The organism is Ochrobactrum sp. PL_is483, assembly GCF_055816855.1.
On record NZ_JBVPGS010000036.1, the window covers coordinates 42,073 to 63,331 of the forward strand.

General features: G+C 59.2%; 22 protein-coding genes. 4 read left to right on the forward strand and 18 right to left on the reverse strand.

The genetic code is table 11. The features are described 5' to 3' along the window. Positions 1–9: 9 nt before the first annotated feature. The 10 genes from AC0TNJ_RS11875 to AC0TNJ_RS11920 all read right to left on the reverse strand — a co-directional run bounded on the left by AC0TNJ_RS11875 (position 10) and on the right by AC0TNJ_RS11920 (position 11,586). Positions 10–729, reverse strand: coding sequence for a nucleotidyltransferase family protein (locus tag AC0TNJ_RS11875; RefSeq protein ID WP_473771256.1), 720 nt, complete (start codon positions 727–729; stop codon positions 10–12). After that, entirely contained in the window at positions 726–2,255 is a 1,530-nt protein-coding gene (gene tsaE, locus AC0TNJ_RS11880) for a tRNA (adenosine(37)-N6)-threonylcarbamoyltransferase complex ATPase subunit type 1 TsaE (protein WP_473771257.1), read from the reverse strand. Before tsaE ends, AC0TNJ_RS11875 begins: the two co-directional genes overlap by 4 nt. A gap of 14 nt (positions 2,256–2,269) precedes the next feature. Then, positions 2,270–4,723, reverse strand: coding sequence for a sensor histidine kinase (locus tag AC0TNJ_RS11885; RefSeq protein WP_473771402.1), 2,454 nt, complete (start codon positions 4,721–4,723; stop codon positions 2,270–2,272). Between the two features lie 457 nt (positions 4,724–5,180). Beyond that, positions 5,181–6,581 carry an adenosylhomocysteinase gene (gene ahcY, locus AC0TNJ_RS11890; protein ID WP_122002834.1) on the reverse strand — a complete coding sequence of 467 codons (1,401 nt, stop codon included), beginning with the start codon at positions 6,579–6,581 and terminating at the stop codon, positions 5,181–5,183. Between the two features lie 172 nt (positions 6,582–6,753). Beyond that, on the reverse strand, positions 6,754–7,587 hold the full coding sequence (locus AC0TNJ_RS11895) for a glutamate racemase (protein ID WP_473771258.1): 834 nt from the start codon (positions 7,585–7,587) through the stop codon (positions 6,754–6,756). Then, positions 7,581–7,895, reverse strand: coding sequence for an HPr family phosphocarrier protein (locus AC0TNJ_RS11900; protein WP_473768083.1), 315 nt, complete (start codon positions 7,893–7,895; stop codon positions 7,581–7,583). Before AC0TNJ_RS11900 ends, AC0TNJ_RS11895 begins: the two co-directional genes overlap by 7 nt. 3 nt (positions 7,896–7,898) lie before the next feature. After that, entirely contained in the window at positions 7,899–8,300 is a 402-nt protein-coding gene (locus tag AC0TNJ_RS11905) for a PTS sugar transporter subunit IIA (protein WP_122002831.1), read from the reverse strand. A 204-nt stretch (positions 8,301–8,504) separates the two neighbouring features. After that, positions 8,505–8,987: an HPr kinase/phosphorylase gene (locus AC0TNJ_RS11910; protein WP_473771259.1), complete on the reverse strand. Its 483-nt coding sequence runs from the start codon at positions 8,985–8,987 to the stop codon at positions 8,505–8,507. After that, entirely contained in the window at positions 8,984–10,801 is a 1,818-nt protein-coding gene (locus tag AC0TNJ_RS11915; protein WP_122002829.1) for a stimulus-sensing domain-containing protein, read from the reverse strand. The genes AC0TNJ_RS11910 and AC0TNJ_RS11915 overlap by 4 nt, the downstream gene beginning before the upstream one ends. A gap of 65 nt (positions 10,802–10,866) precedes the next feature. After that, complete coding sequence (locus tag AC0TNJ_RS11920; protein WP_006468074.1) at positions 10,867–11,586, reverse strand: response regulator transcription factor; 720 nt, start codon at positions 11,584–11,586, stop codon at positions 10,867–10,869. A gap of 411 nt (positions 11,587–11,997) precedes the next feature. Between AC0TNJ_RS11920 and AC0TNJ_RS11925 the strand changes: the two genes are divergently transcribed. Next, entirely contained in the window at positions 11,998–13,608 is a 1,611-nt protein-coding gene (locus tag AC0TNJ_RS11925; protein WP_473771260.1) for a phosphoenolpyruvate carboxykinase, read from the forward strand. 144 nt (positions 13,609–13,752) lie between these two features. Further along, the gene (gene arfB / locus AC0TNJ_RS11930) at positions 13,753–14,190 is read left to right on the forward strand and encodes an alternative ribosome rescue aminoacyl-tRNA hydrolase ArfB (protein ID WP_122003109.1); all 438 of its coding nucleotides are present in this window, start codon (positions 13,753–13,755) and stop codon (positions 14,188–14,190) included. A gap of 60 nt (positions 14,191–14,250) precedes the next feature. On the opposite strand, the gene AC0TNJ_RS11935 is transcribed toward arfB, so the two are convergent. From AC0TNJ_RS11935 to hisB, 8 genes are all read right to left on the reverse strand, one after another. Next, on the reverse strand, positions 14,251–15,054 hold the full coding sequence (locus AC0TNJ_RS11935) for a PhzF family phenazine biosynthesis protein (RefSeq protein WP_473771261.1): 804 nt from the start codon (positions 15,052–15,054) through the stop codon (positions 14,251–14,253). A gap of 8 nt (positions 15,055–15,062) precedes the next feature. Further along, a complete protein-coding gene (gene coaA, locus AC0TNJ_RS11940) occupies positions 15,063–16,031 on the reverse strand; it encodes a type I pantothenate kinase (protein WP_121981221.1) in 969 nt (322 codons plus the stop codon). A gap of 60 nt (positions 16,032–16,091) precedes the next feature. After that, complete coding sequence (locus AC0TNJ_RS11945) at positions 16,092–16,415, reverse strand: phosphoribosyl-ATP diphosphatase (RefSeq protein WP_122002826.1); 324 nt, start codon at positions 16,413–16,415, stop codon at positions 16,092–16,094. A gap of 124 nt (positions 16,416–16,539) precedes the next feature. Continuing rightward, on the reverse strand, positions 16,540–17,325 hold the full coding sequence (hisF, locus tag AC0TNJ_RS11950; RefSeq protein WP_473771262.1) for an imidazole glycerol phosphate synthase subunit HisF: 786 nt from the start codon (positions 17,323–17,325) through the stop codon (positions 16,540–16,542). Further along, positions 17,322–18,101: a 1-(5-phosphoribosyl)-5-[(5-phosphoribosylamino)methylideneamino]imidazole-4-carboxamide isomerase gene (gene hisA, locus AC0TNJ_RS11955; protein ID WP_473771263.1), complete on the reverse strand. Its 780-nt coding sequence runs from the start codon at positions 18,099–18,101 to the stop codon at positions 17,322–17,324. Before hisA ends, hisF begins: the two co-directional genes overlap by 4 nt. 4 nt (positions 18,102–18,105) lie before the next feature. Next, positions 18,106–18,756, reverse strand: coding sequence for an imidazole glycerol phosphate synthase subunit HisH (gene hisH, locus AC0TNJ_RS11960; RefSeq protein WP_473771264.1), 651 nt, complete (start codon positions 18,754–18,756; stop codon positions 18,106–18,108). A gap of 2 nt (positions 18,757–18,758) precedes the next feature. Then, complete coding sequence (locus tag AC0TNJ_RS11965) at positions 18,759–19,313, reverse strand: DUF2628 domain-containing protein (protein ID WP_473771265.1); 555 nt, start codon at positions 19,311–19,313, stop codon at positions 18,759–18,761. Between the two features lie 3 nt (positions 19,314–19,316). Further along, positions 19,317–19,925, reverse strand: a complete 609-nt coding sequence (gene hisB, locus AC0TNJ_RS11970; protein WP_112586829.1) for an imidazoleglycerol-phosphate dehydratase HisB — start codon at positions 19,923–19,925, stop codon at positions 19,317–19,319. Positions 19,926–20,116: 191 nt separating this feature from the next. Here hisB and hslV point away from each other — a divergent pair, with 191 nt between their 5' ends. Together hslV and AC0TNJ_RS11980 are read left to right on the forward strand one after the other, a co-directional pair. Then, positions 20,117–20,671, forward strand: coding sequence for an ATP-dependent protease subunit HslV (gene hslV, locus AC0TNJ_RS11975; protein WP_122002822.1), 555 nt, complete (start codon positions 20,117–20,119; stop codon positions 20,669–20,671). Continuing rightward, positions 20,668–21,258: a DUF2585 domain-containing protein gene (locus AC0TNJ_RS11980; protein WP_122002821.1), complete on the forward strand. Its 591-nt coding sequence runs from the start codon at positions 20,668–20,670 to the stop codon at positions 21,256–21,258. The genes hslV and AC0TNJ_RS11980 overlap by 4 nt, the downstream gene beginning before the upstream one ends. Position 21,259: the final 1 nt, after the last annotated feature.

Consider the following 21,259-nt stretch of genomic DNA (forward strand, 5'->3'; position numbering starts at 1 on the left):
TCCACCTCCTTATGCAAATGCGGTAAGTGCGGCCTCCGCCTTGCCGATAGCGTCCGGCGTGCCGACGGTCAGCCAGTGCCCGGTCATTGGCATACCATAAAGGCGACCCGCCGCAATCGCCTCGTCGAAATAACGGTTGAGCGAGGACACGACAGGCTCCGCGCCATCGAAGATGCGAGGATTGATGATTCCCGCACCGGCATAGATCACCGGCTCGCCGGAGACATCACGCGCACGACGCAGATGTCCCTTCTCGTCGGCAACGAAATCGCCCTTGCCTTCATAGCCGGTTTCCTGATCGAGACGCGCCGTCATCAGGAGAATATCCATCCGCTCCGCATCCCAGACCTCAGCCAGCGCCGTAAGGTTGGGGGCCATCTCATCGCCGACCCAGAATGTATCGGCATTCAATATGAAAAACGGCTCGGTTCCGAGCACGGGCAGCGCCTTCACAATGCCGCCAGCGGAATCGAGCAGCATGTCGCGTTCATCCGAGATCACAATCTCCAGATCGTTACGGTCCCGAAGATGCTCTTCAAGCTGGTCGGCCAGATAATGCACATTGACGACTGCGGTGCGGATACCGGCGCGTGCCGCCGCATCGAGACCCCAGTCGATCAGGGGCTTGCCCGCCACCTTGACCAGCGGCTTTGGAATGGTTTCGGTGATGGGGCGCATGCGCTTGCCAAGACCGGCAGCAAGAACCATTACCAGTTCAGGCATTTTCATTGCGCGGCCTCTTCCTGCTGCATCAACCCCAATTGCTCAAACCATGCAGCCACAGGCGCCATGACCGGATCTTTAAGCACGCGTCCGAGATAGTCGTGAATGCGCGGCAGATGCTCCAGATAAGCCGGCTTACCATCGCGCTCGTCAAGCCGCACGAAAAGCCCCAGCAGCTTGGCATTGCGCTGTGCACCCATGGCCGCATAGGCCTTGCGGAACAAGCTCTCATCGAACTCATGCCCGAGCGCCCGGCGCTCGTCGCAATAGGCTGCGACCACGGCCTGCTCCAGCTCCGGCGAAATCGTCACCCGCGCATCGAGCGCCAGCGAGGCCACGTCATAGGCTGCGGGCCCGATCATCGCATCCTGAAAATCGATGACACCGATTCTGTCCCTGCCTTGCGCCTCCGGGAACCAGAACAGGTTCGGCGAATGATAGTCGCGCAGGAGCAGGCTCTTCTCGACATCGGCAATATCGGCGATCACGCGATCCCATCCCGCTTCGAAAGCTTGCTTTTCTGCGTCTGTGAGCTGCCTGCCCATCATGCGTGGCGCATACCACTGGCCGATCAGGCTGACCTCGATCATCATCGCATCGCGGTCAAAACCGGCGATGATGTGGTCAGGATGCCCAGGCACCGGCGCGTGATCCGGCCAGGTGATACCGTGCAGATGTGCTAGAAAGCGCCCGGCGGCTTCATAACGTTCCGCGACAGGTTCGCCGGAGGTCGCACGCACGCCCTCCGTGCCGAGATTTTCAAGAATGAGAAAACCGGCATCAAGATCGGCGGCACGCATTTGCGGCACACGAAAGCCCTGCCTTGCAAGAAGCCCGTCAACGGCAGCAAAGGCAAAAATGTTTTCCGCCAGATGCGCAATCTGCCGATAGGATTTGCCGTCGCGCAGCGGCGGATCATAGGGCATCTGCGGCGCATTCATCAGAATTTCGACACCATGGGCAGATGTGTAGATCGTCTCGTACTTGCGTGGGGACGCATCGCCCTGCAAATAGCGCCGCGTTGCATCGGAACGGCCGTGGCTGTCCAGAAAGGCGCGAATGGCCCGCGAACGTTCCAGACGGCTGATGGCAGCTGCAGGCCCCGACACGGCAATGCGCCGCCCTGCCCCTTCATGGCTCAGCGTGACGGCAAAAGACGGTTCCGGCAAAAAACCTTCGCCCTGCTCCGGCCATTCGGCCAGAACCACCCCATCCTCCATAAATTCCGGCAGTCCCAGCTCATCCAGTTCTTCGCCGTGCGAAATACGGTAGAGATCGGTATGGGCGACCGGAATCCGCAAGGCCTCGTAACTTTGCACCAGCGTGAAAGTCGGGCTTGGAACGTCCAGCCCTTCATCATCGGCGATTGCCCGGATGATGGCGCGGGCAAGCGAGGATTTTCCCGCCCCCAGATCGCCGGAAAGCGTGACAAGATCGCCCTTTTGAAGCGCGAGGGCGAAATCTTCACCAAATCGCTGCGTTGCGATTTCGTCGGGCAAGAAATAGGTGATGCTGGATTGTGAGGCGCTCATGGGCACCCTTTATCTTATTCGGCGGCGATGCGGAAGCTGCGTGTTTCCGATGGAAAGCGGCAAATTACCGTTGTTCCGCGACCGGAACCCGTATCGATATCGACCGATCCGCCATGCAGTTCGACAAAGCTCTTGACGATGGCAAGTCCAAGCCCGGCGCCGCGGCGGCGGCCGCCATTCGGATAGGACTGGAAGCGCTTGAAAACCGTATCGAGGACCTCACCCGGCATGCCCGGACCGTCATCGTGGACCGCGAAGACGATTTCCGATCCTTCACGCGCCACTTGCAGCCGGATGCTGGAGCCTTCCGGCGCATAATTTGTAGCGTTGGACAGGAGGTTGAAAAGCACCTGACGGACGCGGTTGGCGTCGGCCTTGAACACATCCACATCGGCGGCAATGTCGACATCGAGACCGATATCGTGGTCGCGCATCCGCTCGCTGACGCGCGAGGCGGCAGCCGAAATCGCCTCCACGACGGAAACGTCGCCAACCTCCAGCTCCATAATGCCCGCATCGACGGTGGCAAGATCCAGAATGTCGTTGACGATGGTCAGCAGAACCGATGACGACGTGCTGATATGGTCGAGATATTCGATCTGGCGTTCGTTGAGCGACCCGAAAGCCGGGGTCTGCAACAGCTCGGTAAAGCCGATGATGTTGGTCAGCGGCGAACGCAGTTCATAGGAGACGTGCTGGACGAAATCGTTCTTGATCTGGTCGGCCAGTTCCAGCGCCTCGTTCTTTTCCTTCAGCGCCCGCTCGACGCGCACCGTGTCGGTGACGTCGATGAAAGTCAGCATGGTCTGGCCCTTGGGCAGCGGAACCACGGCAAAGGAAAGAATGGTGCCATCGTCCAGCTCCACCTGCCCCATGCGACCGTCGCGCTTGTCGAGGAAGCCGGTGACGGTGGAGACGAAATCATCCCACAAGCCATTGCCGCCGCGCTCGCTGCATATCCTGGCAATCGACGAGATATGCGTACCTTCGACGATGAGCGGCATCGGCAGCGCCCACAGATCGGCAAAGGATGGGTTGGAAAGCCGGATACGGCCATCGGAGCCGAACACCGCCACGGCTTCCGCCAGATGGTCGAGCGTTTCGCCCTGCACCTTGATGAGCGTGTTATAACGGCCTTCGAGCTCGAACTTTTCGGTCATGTTCTCGAAGAACCAGGTGACGCCGCCTTGCGGATGCGGATTGGCGACGACGCGCATGGTCCGGGTATCCGGCAGATGCCACATATGTTCCTGCGGCTCGACAGCACGATAGGCGGAAAGGACGGAATCCTTCCACTTGCGCCATTCCGGCTGTTCGGGCAGCTTGCCTTCCGAACGCAGGCGGTCGAGGATCAGCGTGTTGCTCGGCTGCGATTCCAGCCAGGCCGTATCGAGCGACCAGAGCTTGGCAAAAGCCTGATTGAAGAATTGCAGCTTCATTTCGGGATCGAAAATCGCCACGGCAGTGGAAAGCTGGTCCAGCGTTTCGGCATGGCTCTTCAGCGTGCGGTTCAGTTCTTCGCGCACGGCCTGCACTTCGGTCAGGTCGAAGCCGAGGCCGACAGAACCCGTTTCCGCGCTCACATCGGTCACGTTGAAAAGGCGGCGATCACCATGCACGATAGCCGTCAATTGTTCCTGCAGGACAGGTTCGGCAAAACGGTCACGCTCCAGACGCTGACGCGCCTGCGCGCCGAACAGCTCACGCCCTTCGGAAATCACCTGGCTTGCGTCGGCCATATCGACCGCTCGCGCATAGGCCGCATTGACCCATTCGACGCGACCGCTGGCATCGCGTGCCCATACCGGCTGGTCGATCCGGTCGAGAAGACGGCGGAAGAGCTCGATACGCTCGGAAAATTCGCGGTTCTGCGCCTGTAGTGCCGCGCGTTCCGCCTGTACGCCCTGGAGGCTCAGGAAACGCGCCACCGCAAAGCCGCCGGAAGTGCGCCCCCGCACGTCGAGCAGGGTGCCGTTGACGGTTTCAACCGTGAGATCGAAAGACCGCGCCTGTTCGCGCAGCATCGCAATGGCACGTTCAAGCGCCACAACCGATTGCGGGCGCAGCCAGCGGCCAAAGGCCAGAAATGCCGAACGATCCTGCGGCGCCGCACTTTCGTCCGGCAGCAACCCGACAACCTCGGCGCGCGTGCTGTGGCCATCCCAGACCACGATGCGCTGATCCTTGAGGTTGAGCAGGGCCTCATTGCGCTGCGCGACCAGATTGAGGTCGGCGAATTTGGAGCGCAGTTCCTTGTTTTCCGCCGCAACACGCGACCGTTCGCGGATCAGCCAGCCGGCAGAAAGAAGCGCCGCGCCCATCACGCCGAGGAACATGGAAAACTGGATGACCTCGAAAGCGCCGACGCTGCCGCCGCCAAAGGGGAGGGCGATGCGCGCCGATTCCGCGCCTTGCGCAAAAGCAGGCACGGCAGCGAAAAGCGTTGCAAGGGAAACGGAAGCCTTCATCACGGCTTTTTTCAGGGAGAGCCAGGCATGCGGCTTTGCAACATGGGCGGCAGGACGCCATTGCCTGCCAGTAACGATTGCGGAAACATTCCGCAAAATCCCCGTTGCGCCGAACTCTGGCATGTTGTCCTTTTCTCCGCCACCCGGCCATGAAACCCGCCCGAGGGCAGACTGGCCGTATTAAAACACTTCAATACACATCAAAGCCTGACCATACGCACGCCGCCACAGTGCACGATAGTCAACGCGTTTTCAGGTATTCAGGGGATGAATCGTCCTCTCGCTTCCCGCCACAACGGCAAAAAACGCGCAACGCAAACACCCGCTCAAACACCTTGATTCGCCTACACAATACCCTTCCGGCGAATCCACGTGAAGCATCTTGCACGCAAAAAGAAAGACCGGACAGCTTGTCAACCGTCCGGCCTCAACATGTAGTGCAATGCTTAATGTATGGTTAATACCTGTAGTGTTCCGACTTGAACGGCCCCTGTGGAGTGACGCCGATATAGGCGGCCTGTTCCTCAGAAAGCACAGTCAGCTTGGCGCCGAGCTTGTCGAGATGCAGGCGCGCGACCTTCTCGTCGAGATGCTTCGGCAGCACATAGACCTCATTCTTGTAGGCGTCGGTGCGGGTAAACAGCTCGATCTGGCCCAGAACCTGATTGGTGAACGAGGCCGACATGACGAAGCTCGGATGGCCCGTTGCGTTGCCCAGATTGAGCAGGCGGCCTTCGGAAAGCAGGATGATGCGCTTGCCGTCCGGGAACTCGACAAGGTCGACCTGCGGCTTCACATTGGTCCATTTCAGGTTGCGAAGTGCAGCCACCTGAATTTCATTGTCGAAGTGGCCGATATTGCCGACGATCGCCATGTCCTTGAACTTGCGCATATGGTCAATGGTGATCACGTCCTTGTTGCCGGTCGTGGTCACGATAATGTCGGCGGTCGAAGCGGCGTCGTCCAGCGTCACGACCTCGAAGCCGTCCATCGCGGCCTGAAGCGCGCAGATCGGATCGACTTCGGTCACCTTGACGCGAGCACCTGCACCGGCGAGCGACTGGGCGGAACCCTTGCCCACATCGCCATAACCGCACACGACGGCAACCTTGCCTGCCATCATGACGTCGGTGCCGCGACGAATGCCGTCAACGAGCGATTCCTTGCAGCCATACTTGTTGTCGAACTTCGACTTGGTGACGCTGTCATTGACGTTGATGGCCGGGAAGGGCAGGAGGCCCTTCTTCTGCAACTGGTAAAGACGGTTGACGCCGGTGGTGGTTTCCTCCGTCACGCCCTTGATGGCGTCGCGCTGACGCGTGAAGAAGCCCGGCGTTTCAGCCATACGCTTCTTGATCTGCGCGAAAAGCACTTCTTCTTCTTCCGAGCCGGGGTTCGAAAGAACGTCCTCGCCCGCTTCGGCGCGCGCGCCGATGAGGATATACATGGTGGCGTCGCCGCCATCGTCGAGGATCATGTTGGACGGTTCGCCGTCCGGCCACTGGAAGATCTTGTCGGTATAGGTCCAGTATTCTTCAAGCGTTTCGCCCTTGATGGCGAAAACCGGCGTGCCGGTTGCGGCAATCGCGGCGGCAGCATGATCCTGCGTCGAGAAGATGTTGCAGGAGGCCCAGCGGACCTGTGCGCCGAGCGCCTGCAGCGTTTCGATCAGAACAGCAGTCTGGATCGTCATGTGCAGCGAGCCGGAAATGCGCGCGCCCTTCAGCGGCTGCGACTTGCCGAATTCCTCGCGGGCAGCCATCAGGCCGGGCATTTCGGTTTCTGCGATATCGAGTTCCTTGCGGCCCCAATCGGCCAGGCTAAGGTCCTTGACGACAAAATCTTGGCTTGCGGTCATCGCGTGCTCCAGTCAAAGGCAGTCCCAGCGCGACGAAAAAGCAGTCTGCGGCCGGAATTGCGTTCCAGTATGGAGCGGCTTTCCATGCGGGAAAGCGCCCCGGCTGGCGACTTGACTAGCAGATTGCAGCCAGAAGCACAACGCAATATAAAGAAATCTTTATACGTGCATATCAGGCATGTTTGCCATGCAGGGGATCAATGACCGTCAGGGGAAGATCGACCTGCAATATTTCGAGCATGTGGCGAAAGCCGGAAACGGGATAGGTTTCGCTTTCCGTGACAAGGGCAACAGTGCGGCCCGCGCCGCCTGTGGTTTGCGGGAGCGCGGCGATCACATCGTCTGCCGGATCAAGAAACCGCCAGCCCGGACGCGCCTGCTCGAAGAATGATCTCAGCCATGGCAGGTGGGTGCTGGAGAGGGTCAGCGTGTCGACGAGCGGGTGGCTTGCGGCAATCTCGTCGCAAAATGCAGCGATCTTCTGTGCAGTTTCGTCCGGTTGCCGAAGAAAAGCGCCGTTTTCCACCAGTTCCACCATTGCAGACGCATTGATCAAGGCAACGTCATCCGGTCTGTCGGCCTCGGCCCGGACAAAGCGCGCAAGCTCTTCGCTCTCGATCATCGAGCGCACGCCCATGACCGCGACCTTGCCGCTGCGGCTTTTGTCGAGCGCGGCCCGAACCGGCGGCGCCACGCCGTAAACCGGCACTGGAAACTCGCTTTTCAGCGTGTCGAGGACCATGACCGAGGGTGCATTGGAAGCAAGCACGATCATTTGCGCGCCAAGGCCGGTCAGATACCGGATCGTATGACGCATGATCGAAAGCAGCTCATCGCGGCTTTTGGCGCCATAAGGAAAACTGGCGCGGTCGGCGAAATAGATGATGTCGCGCTGCGGCTGGCTGCGCCGGATCAATTCGACCAGAGCGTAACTGCCGATGCCTGCATCGAAAACGGCCACCGGATCATCGAGATCACCGACGGCAGCGGTTCCGTGCTTCAGCATTCTTCGCCAAACTTATCGGCGATGAGCGCCTGGAGCGCGTCGAGCACCGCATCGGCCTGTTCGCCGGAAGCGCTCACATCGATGCAGCAGCCCGGCGATGCAGCGAGCATCATCAGGCCCATGATCGACGTGCCCCCCACCGTCATGCCGTCCTTGCTGACGCGGACATGCGCGTTATAGCCATCGACCAGCTGCACGAACTTGGCCGACGCGCGAGCGTGAAGGCCGCGCTTGTTGACGATCTCGAAGGATCGGGAAATTGCAGTTTCGGGTTCGTATTCGCCGGTGACGGGCACGCTGGAATGCATGAATTATTTTCCTGTCAGCACCTGGCTCGCAACGTTGATATATTTGCGCCCCGCATCCTGCGCCTCGCGCAGGGCTGTCTTGATGTCGCCCCCGATGCGCACGCTCGACAGCTTGATCAGCATCGGCAGGTTGACACCTGCGATGACTTCGACCTTGCCTTCCTTCATGACGGAAATGGCGAGATTGGACGGCGTACCGCCGAACATATCGGTCAGAATAATGACCCCGCCGCCATTGTCGGCGCGCTCGACCGCGTCAACGATATCCCGCCGACGCTGTTCCATATCGTCTTCGGCACCGATGCACACGGTCTCGAAATTGTCCTGCGGCCCGACTACATGCTCGACAGCATGCAAAAACTCTTCGGCCAATCTTCCGTGCGTGACAAGCACGAGTCCGATCATACTATAAAAGCTCCCGTCGCGTGCCCGCCGCATCACCCCGCCAGAGTGTCAGATGGCACTGAAACCACGCCGGAAAAACGCCGGCGAGTTGTGCATCTTGGCAGCGCAAATCTTGATAGCAAGTGAAAAATTCCCACGCTGCCATGAAAAAAGCAAAATGCCGCAGTGTCGCGAAATATTAATCGATTCGTAACGAAGCCCGTTTCAGCCTTCGTCCGAAGGCCATTTTTCGTAGAACAAACTGGCCTCGATTGCCCGCGAAAGTGCGTTGGAATCGCCATTCGACGACAAAGCAGGCAAAAGCAGCAGGGGCAGCGAAACACCCTCGAATTCCCAGGCCTCGCCGCTTGGATAGCGTTCGGCCTCGTCACGGTCCACAAGCCGGACGACGAGATAAAGCGGCGCCGCCTCCACGAAAGCGACCTTGAAAAGCCCCGCGCCGCGAATCTCCACGCCACCCGCAAGCGCCGCGGGAACACTGGCGACCAGCCCTCCGTTTTCCACATGCAGCAATGTGCGGTCGTCCGCGACCAGCGAAGCGGCCTCGCCGCGAAGGAGGGCCCTTTCCACCAGCGTCAACGCCAGCTCGGTCTTGCCCGCGCCGGAGCGCCCCATGATCATGACGCCGCGGCCACGCACCTGAAGCGTCGTCGCGTGCAATCCGCTTTTTTCCTCTTCGGGCGTCATGCGCTTGCAGGCAGGTCGACGATGAAACGCGCGCCCTTGAACTGGTCGGGCCTTGCCGGGTCGACAATGTTTTCTGCCGTCAGCGTGCCGCCATGGGCTTCGATGATCTGGCGGCTGATCGAAAGGCCGAGGCCGGAATTCTGGCCGAAAGCCTCGGAAGTCGGACGATCCGTATAGAAACGCTCGAAGATGCGTTCGATATTCTCGATCGGAATGCCCGGACCGTTATCCTCGACAAGCACGCGCAGGCGGCTGCCTTCACCGGCAAGCGTCACCACGATGCGCCCCGTATCGTCAGGCACGAAAGACCGGGCATTTTCAATCAGATTGCTCACCACCTGACCGAGACGCAGATCGTGACCGGCGACATAAAAACCCTTCTTTCCGGCGGGAAGCTTGCCGGTATCGAAGACGATTTCGGTGCCGACCTTGTTGCGGCGCACTTCGCGCGCCGCCGTGACCAGATTGGTGAGAAGCGTCTTCATGTCGACACGGTCGATATGTTCGCGCGCCAGTTCCGCGTCCAGACGCGACGCATCGGAAATATCGGTAATCAGGCGATCCAGGCGGCGCACGTCGTGCTGGATGATGTCGAGCAGGCGCTTGCGCGATTCATCGGTCTTGGCGAGCGGCAGGGTTTCAACGGCGCTGCGCAGCGAGGTGAGGGGGTTCTTCAACTCGTGGCTGACATCGGCGGCAAAGCTCTCGATGGCCTCGATACGGGTATAGAGCGAATCGGTCATCTCGCGAATGGATGTGGAAAGATGGCCGACCTCATCCTGACGTTCGGAGAAATCGGGAATTTCCACGCGGCTTTTCACGCCATGGCGAACACGGTCGGCGGCAGCGGAAAGCTTGCGCAGCGGGCTTGCAATCGTCGAAGCGAGGAAGAGCGACAGGATGACCATGACCAGCGACACGACGCCGAACACGCGGAAAACCGCCATGCGTTCGGCCTGCACGATCTTGTCGATATCGTCGCCTTCGGTGGAGAGCAGGAGCACGCCCAAAATTGCGCGCGAACGCTGGATCGGGACGGCCACGGAGACGACCAGCTCGCCCTTTTCATTGCGACGCTGCGCTGTTTGCGGCGAACCGGCCAGCGCCTTGACGATTTCCGGATAGGCGAGGCCGTTACCGCCCGGCTGTTCCTGATAGACCGGCAGGCCTCCGCCGTAGAACAACTGCGAAATCCACGCTCCGGCGCGCTCCCAGATGGAAGGGGTCTCTTCCTCAATCGGCGGCAGGTCGTAGCGAAGCACCGGCCCTGCCGACGGGAAGCTCGGCGAATAGAGTGCGCGCGAATCGAGCAGCATATTGGCATAGCGATCATAGATGCGCGCCCGCGTGCTTATCGGTGAAATCAGCCGGCGCAGCAGCGGAGAGACCTTTTCCGGGTTGATCGGAAATTCCCAGTTGTCGGGCGAATCCGGCGAGGGCGTCAGGCTTTGCCCGGCCTGCAGTTCCAGAAGCTTTTCCGGATCGATCATCAGCGAATTGGTGTCGATGGTCGCGGAAGCCGAAATTGCGCCCGCGATGATCTTGCCCTGTGTGAGCAGGCTTTCGATCTTGGCATCGATCAGCCCCTCGCGGAACTGATTCATATAGAGAATGCCGGAAACAAGAACCGCCAGCGCCGCCAGATTGAGAAACAGGATGCGGCGCGTCAGGCTTGAGAACAGATATTGGCCGAGAAACTTGCGCAGGGGCGCGAAGAAGCGACGCCAGAACACCGAGCGCTGCCGCCGGGCCCTGCGTTCGCGCAAATCCGATTTCTGGCCGACAAGGCCGTCGTTCCGGGTTTCTGCGACCATGTCGCTCTGTCTGCTCTCATTAAGCTATCGCCAGACCTCACGGACTGGCGATATGCAATTATCTATCAGGCCTCGCGGAAGCGATAGCCGACGCCATAAAGCGTTTCGATCATTTCGAAATCATCGTCAACCGCCTTGAACTTCTTGCGCAGGCGCTTGATATGGCTGTCGATCGTACGGTCGTCCACATAGACCTGCTCATCATAGGCCGCATCCATGAGGGCGTCACGGCTTTTCACGACGCCCGGGCGCTGTGCCAGCGAATGAAGAATCAGGAATTCGGTGACCGTCAGCGTGACCGGCTCGCCCTTCCAGGTGCAGGTGTGACGCTCCTGATCCATGACCAGCTGGCCGCGCTCAAGCGATTTTGCCTGCTGCCCGGTCGGCTTGGCCGTGCCGTCGCGGGCGGCGACCCGGCGAAGAACCGCCTTGACGCGCTCGACCAGAAGACGCTGCGAGAACGGCTTGGTGATGAAATCGTCCGCGCCCATCTTGAGGCCGAAAAGCTCGTCGATCTCATCGTCCTTGGAGGTGAGAAAGATGACGGGAAGGTCGGATTTCTGGCGCAGGCGGCGCAGAAGCTCCATACCGTCCATGCGCGGCATCTTGATATCGAAGATCGCAAGATTGGGCGGACGCGCCATCAGACCGTCCAGCGCGGATGCGCCATCGGTGTAGGTCTCAACCCGATAGCCTTCCGATTCCAGTGCGATGGACACGGAGGTCAGGATGTTGCGGTCGTCGTCGACCAGCGCAATTGTCTGCGTTGCCGAGGCTTCCTTCATGCGAACCTTTCTCCTTCAACTAAGCCAGCCGGAATGTCTGGCTGGTGGCGTCGTTCAGCCGCCAAAAGACTGGCAGACTGCCAATCGAGCGCGTGATTACGCATCGATACTATTATAATGCGCCTGCTTGTGCAGTACAAATTAGGTACAAAATGTGGCGACGCCAGAAGAAGCCGTGAAACGCCGCCCACCGAATCGCGCTTTGGTTAATGCCGATAAGTCCATCATTCCCGGAATCGAATGGCTCATAACGCACAGGTTAACCGATTTAAAAAAATTTCAAAAATTTTAAATCGATTAAATATTTGAATTGCCACGATTAATCTGTTTCTGACTGCCATCCTCTGTTTTGCGTTCAATCTGGAGACGCGAAATGAGACCGATCAATTGTCAAACCACGGCGGAGACATCATGAGAGAGACCGGCATTCACAACACGGCCGCTTCCATTGCCACTTCAGGACTGAAGGAACTCTCCGCAGTCTTTTACAATCTCGGGCCGGCCCGGCTTTATGAGGAAACCGTCCGCCGGGGCGAAGCCGAACTGTCGGCGCAAGGCGCGCTCGTCGCGCGCACCGGCCAGCACACGGGCCGCTCGCCAAAAGACAAGTTCGTCGTGCGCGACGCCGACACCGAAGCGCATGTCTGGTGGGACAACAACAAGCCGATGAGCCGGGAGGCCTTCGACCTGCTTCATGCCGATTTCATCGAGCATGCGAAAGGCAAGGAGCTTTTCGTGCAGGATCTGATCGGCGGCGCCGACGCCGACAACAAGATCAATGCCCGCGTCATCACCGAATATGCCTGGCATTCGCTGTTCATCCGCAATCTGCTAATCCGTCCGGAGCAGGAAGCACTGGCTTCCTATGTACCGGAAATGACGATCATCGATCTGCCATCCTTCAAGGCCGATCCGGAACGCTATGGCGTGCGCGCCGAGACGGTGATCGCCGTGGACCTGACCCGCAAGATCGTGCTGATCGGCGGCACCTCCTATGCCGGTGAAATGAAGAAGTCGGTCTTCACCGCGCTCAACTACATCTTGCCTGCCAAGGGCGTGATGCCGATGCACTGCTCGGCCAATGAAGGCCCGAACGGCGACACCGCGGTCTTCTTCGGCCTGTCCGGCACCGGCAAGACCACGCTTTCCGCCGATCCGACCCGCACGCTGATCGGCGATGACGAGCATGGCTGGGGCGAACATGGCATCTTCAACTTCGAAGGCGGCTGCTATGCCAAGACCATCCGCCTGTCCGCCGAAGCGGAGCCGGAAATCTACGCAACCACGCAGCGTTTCGGCACGGTGCTGGAAAATGTCGTTCTCGACGAACACCGCCAGCCGGATTTCGACGATGGCTCGCTGACGGAAAACACCCGTTGCGCCTATCCGCTCGACTTCATTCCGAACGCGTCGAAAACGGGGAAGGGCGGCCAGCCGAAGAACATCATCATGCTCACCGCCGACGCTTTCGGCGTGATGCCTCCGATTGCCAAGCTGACGCCTGCACAGGCCATGTACCACTTCCTGTCCGGCTACACGGCCAAGGTCGCCGGTACCGAAAAGGGCGTGACCGAACCGGAAGCGACCTTCTCGACCTGCTTCGGCGCACCGTTCATGCCGCGCCATCCATCGGAATACGGCAACCTGCTGCGCAAGCTGATCGCCGAGCACAAGGTCGATTGCTGGCTGGTCAATACCGGCTGGACCGGTGGCGCCTATGGCACCGGCAAGCGCATGCCGATCAAGGCAACCCGCGCGCTTCTGGCGGCAGCGCTCGACGGTTCGTTGAACAATGCCGAATTCCGCATCGATCCGAATTTCGGCTTTGCGGTTCCGGTCGAAGTGCCGGGCGTGGACACATCGATCCTCGATCCGCGTTCGACCTGGGCTGACAAGGCCGCCTATGACGCGCAGGCCAAGAAGCTCGTCGACATGTTCGTCACGAATTTCGAGAAGTTCGAAAGCCATGTCGATCACGAGGTCAAGGACGCGGCTCCGTCGATCCGCATCGCCGCGGAATAGCTTTTTCTACGCATGTCTTTATCCAAAAACCGGTTCCCACTTTTTGGAGACATGCTTTTACCATCCTGAGGAGGAGGGAGAGCCCGGCTGAAAGGCCGGGTTTTTCTTTTGTATAAGGGATACAAAGCGGTATATCTCCTTGCCATGGAAGAGAACCGGAACATCATCCGCATCAACAATCGCCTGTCGATCCGTGAAGACGATCTGGAGGAAAGCTTTATCCGTGCCTCCGGTCCAGGCGGCCAGAACGTCAACAAGGTTTCCACTGCCGTGCAACTGCGCTTTCATGCGGCACAGTCGGGTCTGCCGGAAGACATCCTGTCGCGGCTGTTCAAGCTAGCGGGGCAGAAGGGCACCAAGGACGGCGATATCCTGATCGAGGCCAATCGTTTCCGCACCCAGGAGCGCAACCGCGAAGACGCGCGCGAGCGGCTGATCGCGCTTGTCGCCAAGGCGGCCGAACCGCCACCGCCGCCGCGCAAGAAAACCAAGCCGACAAAAGGCTCTATCGAACGTCGCCTCAAGGCCAAATCCGGTCGGTCCGACATCAAGAAGGGCAGGGGAAAGGTTTCTTTCGATTAGAGTTTGTCAGGGAAAAGTGGAACCCGGTTTTCCCGAAAAGACAAACGAAAACAAAAGAACCTAGAGTCTGTCCGGCAGATAGATATCTGCCGCCATGTAGGTGACGGCCTTGCCCGCGAGCAGAACGCGGTCGCCCTTCAGTTCGCACAGCAATTCTCCGCCACGCTCCGACGCCTGGTAAGCGTGTAGCCGGTTCTTTCCCAGTTTGCCGCTCCAATAGGGGACGAGCGTGGCATGGATCGATCCCGTGACCGGGTCTTCGGGAATGCCCGCGCCGGGCGCAAAATAGCGCGAGACGAAATCGTACACCGTGCCTTTCGCCGTGACGACCAGACCGACAGGACCCAATTTGGCGATCTGCGCCAGATCGGGAACAAAGGCACGCACGGAAGCCTCATCCGCAAGCTCGACAAAGATGTTCTCGAAATTGCGGAAGAACCGGCTCCCGTCCAGCCGGTCGAAAAGCGGGGCAATGCAGGTCGGTAGTTCCATCAGAGGCTGCGGGGCGAAACACGGAATGTCGAGGACGTAACCGTCCGCCGAACGGGAAACCCGGATCGTTCCGACGCGGGTTTCAAACGCCATTTCTCCTTCGGCGCCATAATGCGCGGCAAGGACATGCGCCGTTGCCAGCGTGGCATGGCCGCAGAAATCGACTTCCGTGGTCGGCGTGAACCAGCGCAGGTGCCAGCCGTCGCCGGTGCGACAGGCAAAAGCCGTTTCCGCCAGATTGTTCTCACTGGCGATGGCCTGCATGAGATCATCGGAGAGCCACGCGTCGAGAATGAGAACGGCGGCCGGATTGCCACCGAACAGGCGGTCGGTGAAGGCATCGACCTGATACATACGCAGCGCCTGCAGCATAGCGGCTCCTATATTTTCCTGAGCGCCACTTCCTCAATCAGATGATCGCTGCCCTTGCGCAGGATCAGATCGGCGCGCGGGCGCGTCGGCAGGATATTATCCTTGAGGTTCTTCAGGTTGATGTTGTTCCACAGCCCTTCGCCGATCGAACGCGCCGCGTCTTCGGACAGCTGCGAATAACGATGGAAGAAGGATTCCGGATTGACGAAGGCGGTCTCCCGCAGCCGCATGAAGCGGTCGATATACCATTTGTGGATCAGTTCCGATTCCGCATCGATATAGATGGAGAAGTCGAAGAAATCCGACACGAAGGGCACCATCTTGCCGTCTTCCGGCAGATCGCGCACCTGCAGCACGTTGATGCCTTCGAAGATCAGAATATCCGGCTTGTCGACGATCTGATATTCGCCCGGCAACACGTCGTAGCTCAAGTGCGAATAGAGCGGCGCGCGCACCTGGCTCATGCCAGCCTTGATCGCCGACAGGAAGCGCAGGACCGCGCCGACGTCGTAACTTTCGGGAAAGCCCTTGCGCTCCATCATGTTCTGCTCGCGCAGAACCGCATTGGGATAGAGAAAACCATCGGTCGTCACGAGGTCGACCTTGGGGCTTGATGGCCAGCGGGCAAGCAGCTCTTTGAGGATACGTGCGGTCGTGGATTTTCCGACCGCGACCGAGCCGGCGATGCCGATGATGAAAGGCGTCTTGAACGACTCCTCCATGTTGAGGAACTGCTTGCGCTGCTCGAACAGGAGCTGGCTTGCCTCCACATGCGCCGACAGCAATCGCGACAGCGACAGATAGATGCGCCGCACCTCGTCGAGATCGATGGGGTCGCCCAGCGAACGCAGCCGCTTGACCTCGTCATAAGTCAAGGTAAGCGGCGTATCGGCACGGAAGCCCGCCCATTCCTCAGCCGAGAAGAAACGGTAAGGCGAGTAACGCGACGGCGTTAGCTGGTCCACTTTTTCCCACATATTGTCGCTGCTCTCCCTCAACGCCAATTCTGCACTAACAGCTTCCGGTCCAATTTGCATTTAGGCTTTCGGACGACCGGCTTTTTCCTCAAGGCCGGTCTGCGCCGTGCGGCGTTGCAACTCTTGAAGAACCTCATCGAGCGGCACGTCGGCAACCTTGAGAACCACAAGCAGGTGATAAAGCAGATCAGCGCTTTCGGTGATCACTTCCGCGCGATTGCCTTCAATGGCGGCAATGACCGTTTCCACGGCTTCCTCACCCAGCTTTTTCGCCGCGCGCGACTGCCCCTTTGCCACCAGACTTGCCGTATAGGACGAGCCGTCCGTCACGCTGGCACGCTCCGCGACGATCCGTTCAAGGTCGGAAAGAGTGAAATCGGTCATCGGATTTCCCTAAATATTGTTCTAGAGCGGCTCCCGTTTAAATGGAAACGTTAGAACCGCTCTATCTGTCTGTTTTTACGCATTATCCGACGCAAAACCGCTTCGCACTTTTGCTGGAAATGCTCTAGTGGACTGGATCAAGCCGCATTGGAATGCCCGCTTCGGCCATATAACGCTTGGCCTCGCCAACCGTATAGGTGCCAAAATGGAAGATGGAGGCGGCCAGCACCGCCGTCGCGTGACCGTCGCGAATGCCCGCGACCATGTGGTCGAGATTTCCGACACCGCCCGAAGCGATCACCGGAACGCGGACGCTGTCAGCCACGGCGCGCGTCAGGGCCACATCGTAACCGGCCTTGGTTCCGTCGCGGTCCATCGAGGTCAAAAGGATTTCGCCCGCACCGAGGCTCACCACCTTTTGCGCGAACTCCACCGCATCGATGCCGGTCGCCTGGCGACCGCCATGGGTGAAGATTTCCCAGCGATCGGCTTCGCCTTCGCCCGAAACCTTTTTGGCGTCGATGGCAACCACGATGCACTGATCGCCGAACTTGTCGGCAGCTTCGGCGACGAATTCCGGGGTCTTCACCGCAGCCGTGTTGATGGCCACCTTGTCGGCACCGGCCAGCAGAAGCTTGCGAATATCGGCAACCTGCCGCACGCCGCCGCCAACGGTGAGCGGCATGAAGCACTGTTCGGCCGTTCGCGCCACCACATCGAAAATTGTCTCGCGATTGTCCGAGGACGCCGTGATGTCGAGGAAGCACAATTCGTCTGCGCCCGCCGCATCATAAGCGCGGGCGGCTTCCACCGGATCACCCGCATCGATCAGGTCGACGAAATTGACGCCCTTGACGACTCGTCCGTCCTTCACATCGAGACAAGGAATTACGCGTGCCTTGAGTGTCATACCGTCGTTCCCTCATCTGCGCGTCCTCGCCGCTGTGCGGCTGCGGACGACGCTGCCCCCAACAGGGATAATGCTTCCGCCGGATCGATGCGGCCATCGTAAAGCGCACGTCCCGAAATCGCACCTTCCAGTTTCGCGGCATCCGGTGCGGCAAGGCGGCGAATATCGTCCATCGAGGCAAGACCACCCGAAGCGATCACCGGGATGGAAACAGCTTCGGCAAGCGCCAGCGTCGAATCCCAGTTGATGCCAGCCAGCACGCCGTCACGGTCGATATCGGTATAGATAATGGCGGCAACGCCTGCGCCCTCGAACTTTTTCGCGAGTTCGATTACGCCCAGTTCCGATGCTTCAGCCCAGCCTTCGACAGCAACCTTGCCGCCCTTGGCGTCGATGCCAACGGCAACCTGTCCCGGAAATTCCTTGCAGGCCTCGATCACCAGCGCCGGATCGCGCACGGCGACCGTGCCGAGGATGACGCGGCGCAGCCCCTTGGAAAGCCAGTTCTCGATATGCTGTAGCGTGCGGATGCCGCCACCGAGTTGCACCGGATTTTTCGTGGCTTTCAGGATCGCTTCAACGGCCTTGCCGTTGACGCTTTCGCCTGCGAAAGCGCCATTGAGATCAACCACATGCAGCCACTCAAAACCCTGATCCTCGAAGGCCTTGGCCTGCGCTGCCGGGTCTTCATTATAGACGGTGGCCTGATCCATGTCGCCGAGCTTCAGGCGCACGCATTGACCGTCTTTCAAATCGATGGCGGGAAATAGGATCATAATCTCAGGGCTTCCATTTCAGGAAATTGGCAATGAGCGAAAGGCCGAGCAACTGGCTCTTTTCCGGGTGGAACTGCGTTCCGACCATATTGTCGCGACCGACCGTTGCGGTGACATCGCCGCCGTAATCGGTCACAGCCAGCACATCAGCCTTGTTCTTCGCGTCGAACATATAGGAATGCACGAAATAGGCATGCAAGCCGTTCTCGCCGGTCTCGATCCCGTCGAAGACCGGGTGAGAATGTTTCACGTGAATCCTGTTCCAGCCAATCTGCGGAATTTTGAGCGTCGGGTCGGATGGCGTCATTTCACGCACGTCGCCGGCAATCCAGCCAAGACCTTGCGTGATTTCCTTTTCAAGCCCGCGCTCGGACATGAGCTGCATGCCGACACAGATGCCAAGGAAAGGGTGCGCCTTTTTCAAAACCACATCTTCCAGCGCTTCCACCATGCCGGGAACGGCATGGAGGCCGCGGCGGCAATCGGCATAGGCGCCAACACCGGGAAGCACGATGCGGTCAGCCGTCGCCACGCGGTCGGCATCCGCCGTCAGGTCGATCTGCGCCGCGATACCGCTCTCATGCGCGGCACGCTCAAAAGCCTTGGTGGCCGAGCGCAGATTGCCAGAGCCGTAATCGATGATTGCAACACGCATTTTCAGTTTTCTCCGCGATGACCCACGAATCCGATCGTTGAGCCAAATGAGGAATAGATGGGACGAGGGGTTGCCTGAGTCCAGTCGGTGCGCCAGTCGGGGGCAGGCTGGCCCGCAAGCGGTGCGGCTGGCTTGCCCGCATCTTCGAGGCCGTGGAAATAGCGGATTTCCGCTTCTTCCAGATCGGACGCGTCTATGACCGCCTTTTCGACAAAACCCTGACGCCTGAGCTTGGCGATCTTCCAGTTGACGCCTTCCAGCGCGACAAAGAGCGACATGAACAGGGTTAGAAGAGGCACCGCACCGTCAATGCCGAAGTGGGTCGCAACGAGACCAAGCAGGATCGTGACGCCCAACACAGCGAAGGCTTCGAACCACAGACGCTGCGCCAGCAGCCAGACGAAGGGCAACAGCAGTCCCAGCACATGGAATCCGTCGCGCACGAACACGGTTTGCTCAAGGCTTTTTTGCATCGCAGTTCCAGACGGAAAACCGGTTCCCACTTTTCCGGGAATTGCTTGGGTATCTTCCGGTTCAAGAACGACGAATTGCGCCATCACTCAGCCTTTCAGCGAGCCCTTGGTGGAGGGGATTGCATCCTTCTGACGCGGATCGGTTTCCAGCGCCGTGCGCAGAACCCGGGCCACCGCCTTGAAGATCGACTCCGCAATATGGTGGTTATTGGCGCCGTAATGATTGTTGATATGCAGCGTGATGCCCGCATTCATCGCGAAAGCCTGAAAGAACTCACGCACCAGCTCGGTGTCGAACGTGCCGATCTTGGCCGTGGTGAAATTGACGTTCCAGACCAGAAAGGCGCGTCCCGACACGTCAACGGCAGCGCCGGTCAGCGTATCGTCCATGGCGAGGTCCATCGAGGCATAGCGCACGATGCCGCGGCGTTCGCCCAAGGCCTTGGCAATGGCCTGACCGAGCGCAATGCCGGTATCCTCGACCGTGTGGTGATCATCGATATGCAGATCGCCCTTGGCCATCACGCGCATATCGATCAGCGAATGTCGGGAAAGCTGCTCCAGCATATGATCGAAGAAGCCGACGCCAGTGGTGATGTCGAACTTGCCGACGCCATCCAGATCGACTGAAACGGCAATGCTCGTTTCCTTCGTGGAGCGTTCGATGCTTGCCTTGCGGGTGCTTTCAGCAGTCATAAGCTTTCCTCATCCTATAGCTTGGAGGCGTTCTAGAACAGCTTGCCCACTTTGCCAATTCCTTTTGCCGGTTTGCCATTTGCAATTCGGCAACGCCTTCTTAAATAATCAGATCGAAATGCGTATAACCGCATAGCAAGGGACCTGTGTTTTCGCCGTCCGGGAATACACAGCTCGCCAAAGGAGCATCCATGATCGACCACAATCCCACAACCATATACGGCACCACCATCGTCACCGTGCGCAAGGGCGGCAAGGTCGTCATTGCCGGCGACGGACAGGTTTCGCTGGGCAATACCGTCATGAAGGGCAATGCGCGTAAAGTGCGCCGCATCGGCAAGGGCAATGTGATTGCCGGTTTTGCCGGGGCCACCGCCGACGCCTTCACCCTGCTGGAACGCCTCGAAGCCAAGCTCGAACAATATCCCGATCAGCTCATGCGCGCTTCGGTCGAACTTGCCAAGGACTGGCGTACCGACCGCTACTTGCGCAAGCTGGAAGCCATGATGCTGGTTGCCGACAGCAAGGTGACGCTGGCGCTGACCGGCACCGGCGACGTGCTTGAACCCGAACATGGCGTTATGGCCATCGGTTCGGGCGGCAATTATGCGCTGGCCGCCGCCCGCGCGCTGATCGACACCGACAAGTCAGCCGAGGAAATCGCCCGCAAGGCGATGGAAATCGCCGCCGATATCTGCATCTACACCAACCACAATATCCTCGTGGAAAGCCTGGACGCAGAATGAGCTCGCTGGCGCAGGCCTCAAAACCGAATGCGCAACGCTGGGGCCTGGGCGCCCTGATCGTTCTCGCCATCGTCGCGGTACAAGCCTTCTGGCTCTATCTCGACGGGCGGATCGCCATGTGCGAATGCGGAACCATAAAATTATGGTCCGGTTCGTTGATGTCCGAAAACTCGCAGCATATATCCGACTGGTATACGCTGTCGCACATCATCCATGGCTTTCTGTTCTACTGGCTGTTCACGGTCATCGCACCCAAAGCCCCGCTCGGCCTGAGGCTTGCGGCTGCGGTCGGCATCGAAGCCGTTTGGGAACTGATCGAGAATTCGAATTTCATCATCGAACGCTATCGCGCCAATACGTCCTCGGTGGACTATTTTGGCGACAGCATCGTGAATTCGGTTGCCGATACGGTTGCCGCTGCTCTTGGCTTTTTGCTCGCAGCCAGACTGCCAACGAAAATAACCGTCGCCATAGCGCTGTTCTTTGAAATCCTGGCGCTGATCGTCATCCGCGACAATCTTACGCTCAACGTGATCATGCTGCTGCATCCGTTCGAGTTCATCAAGCAGTGGCAAAGTGGGTTATAAT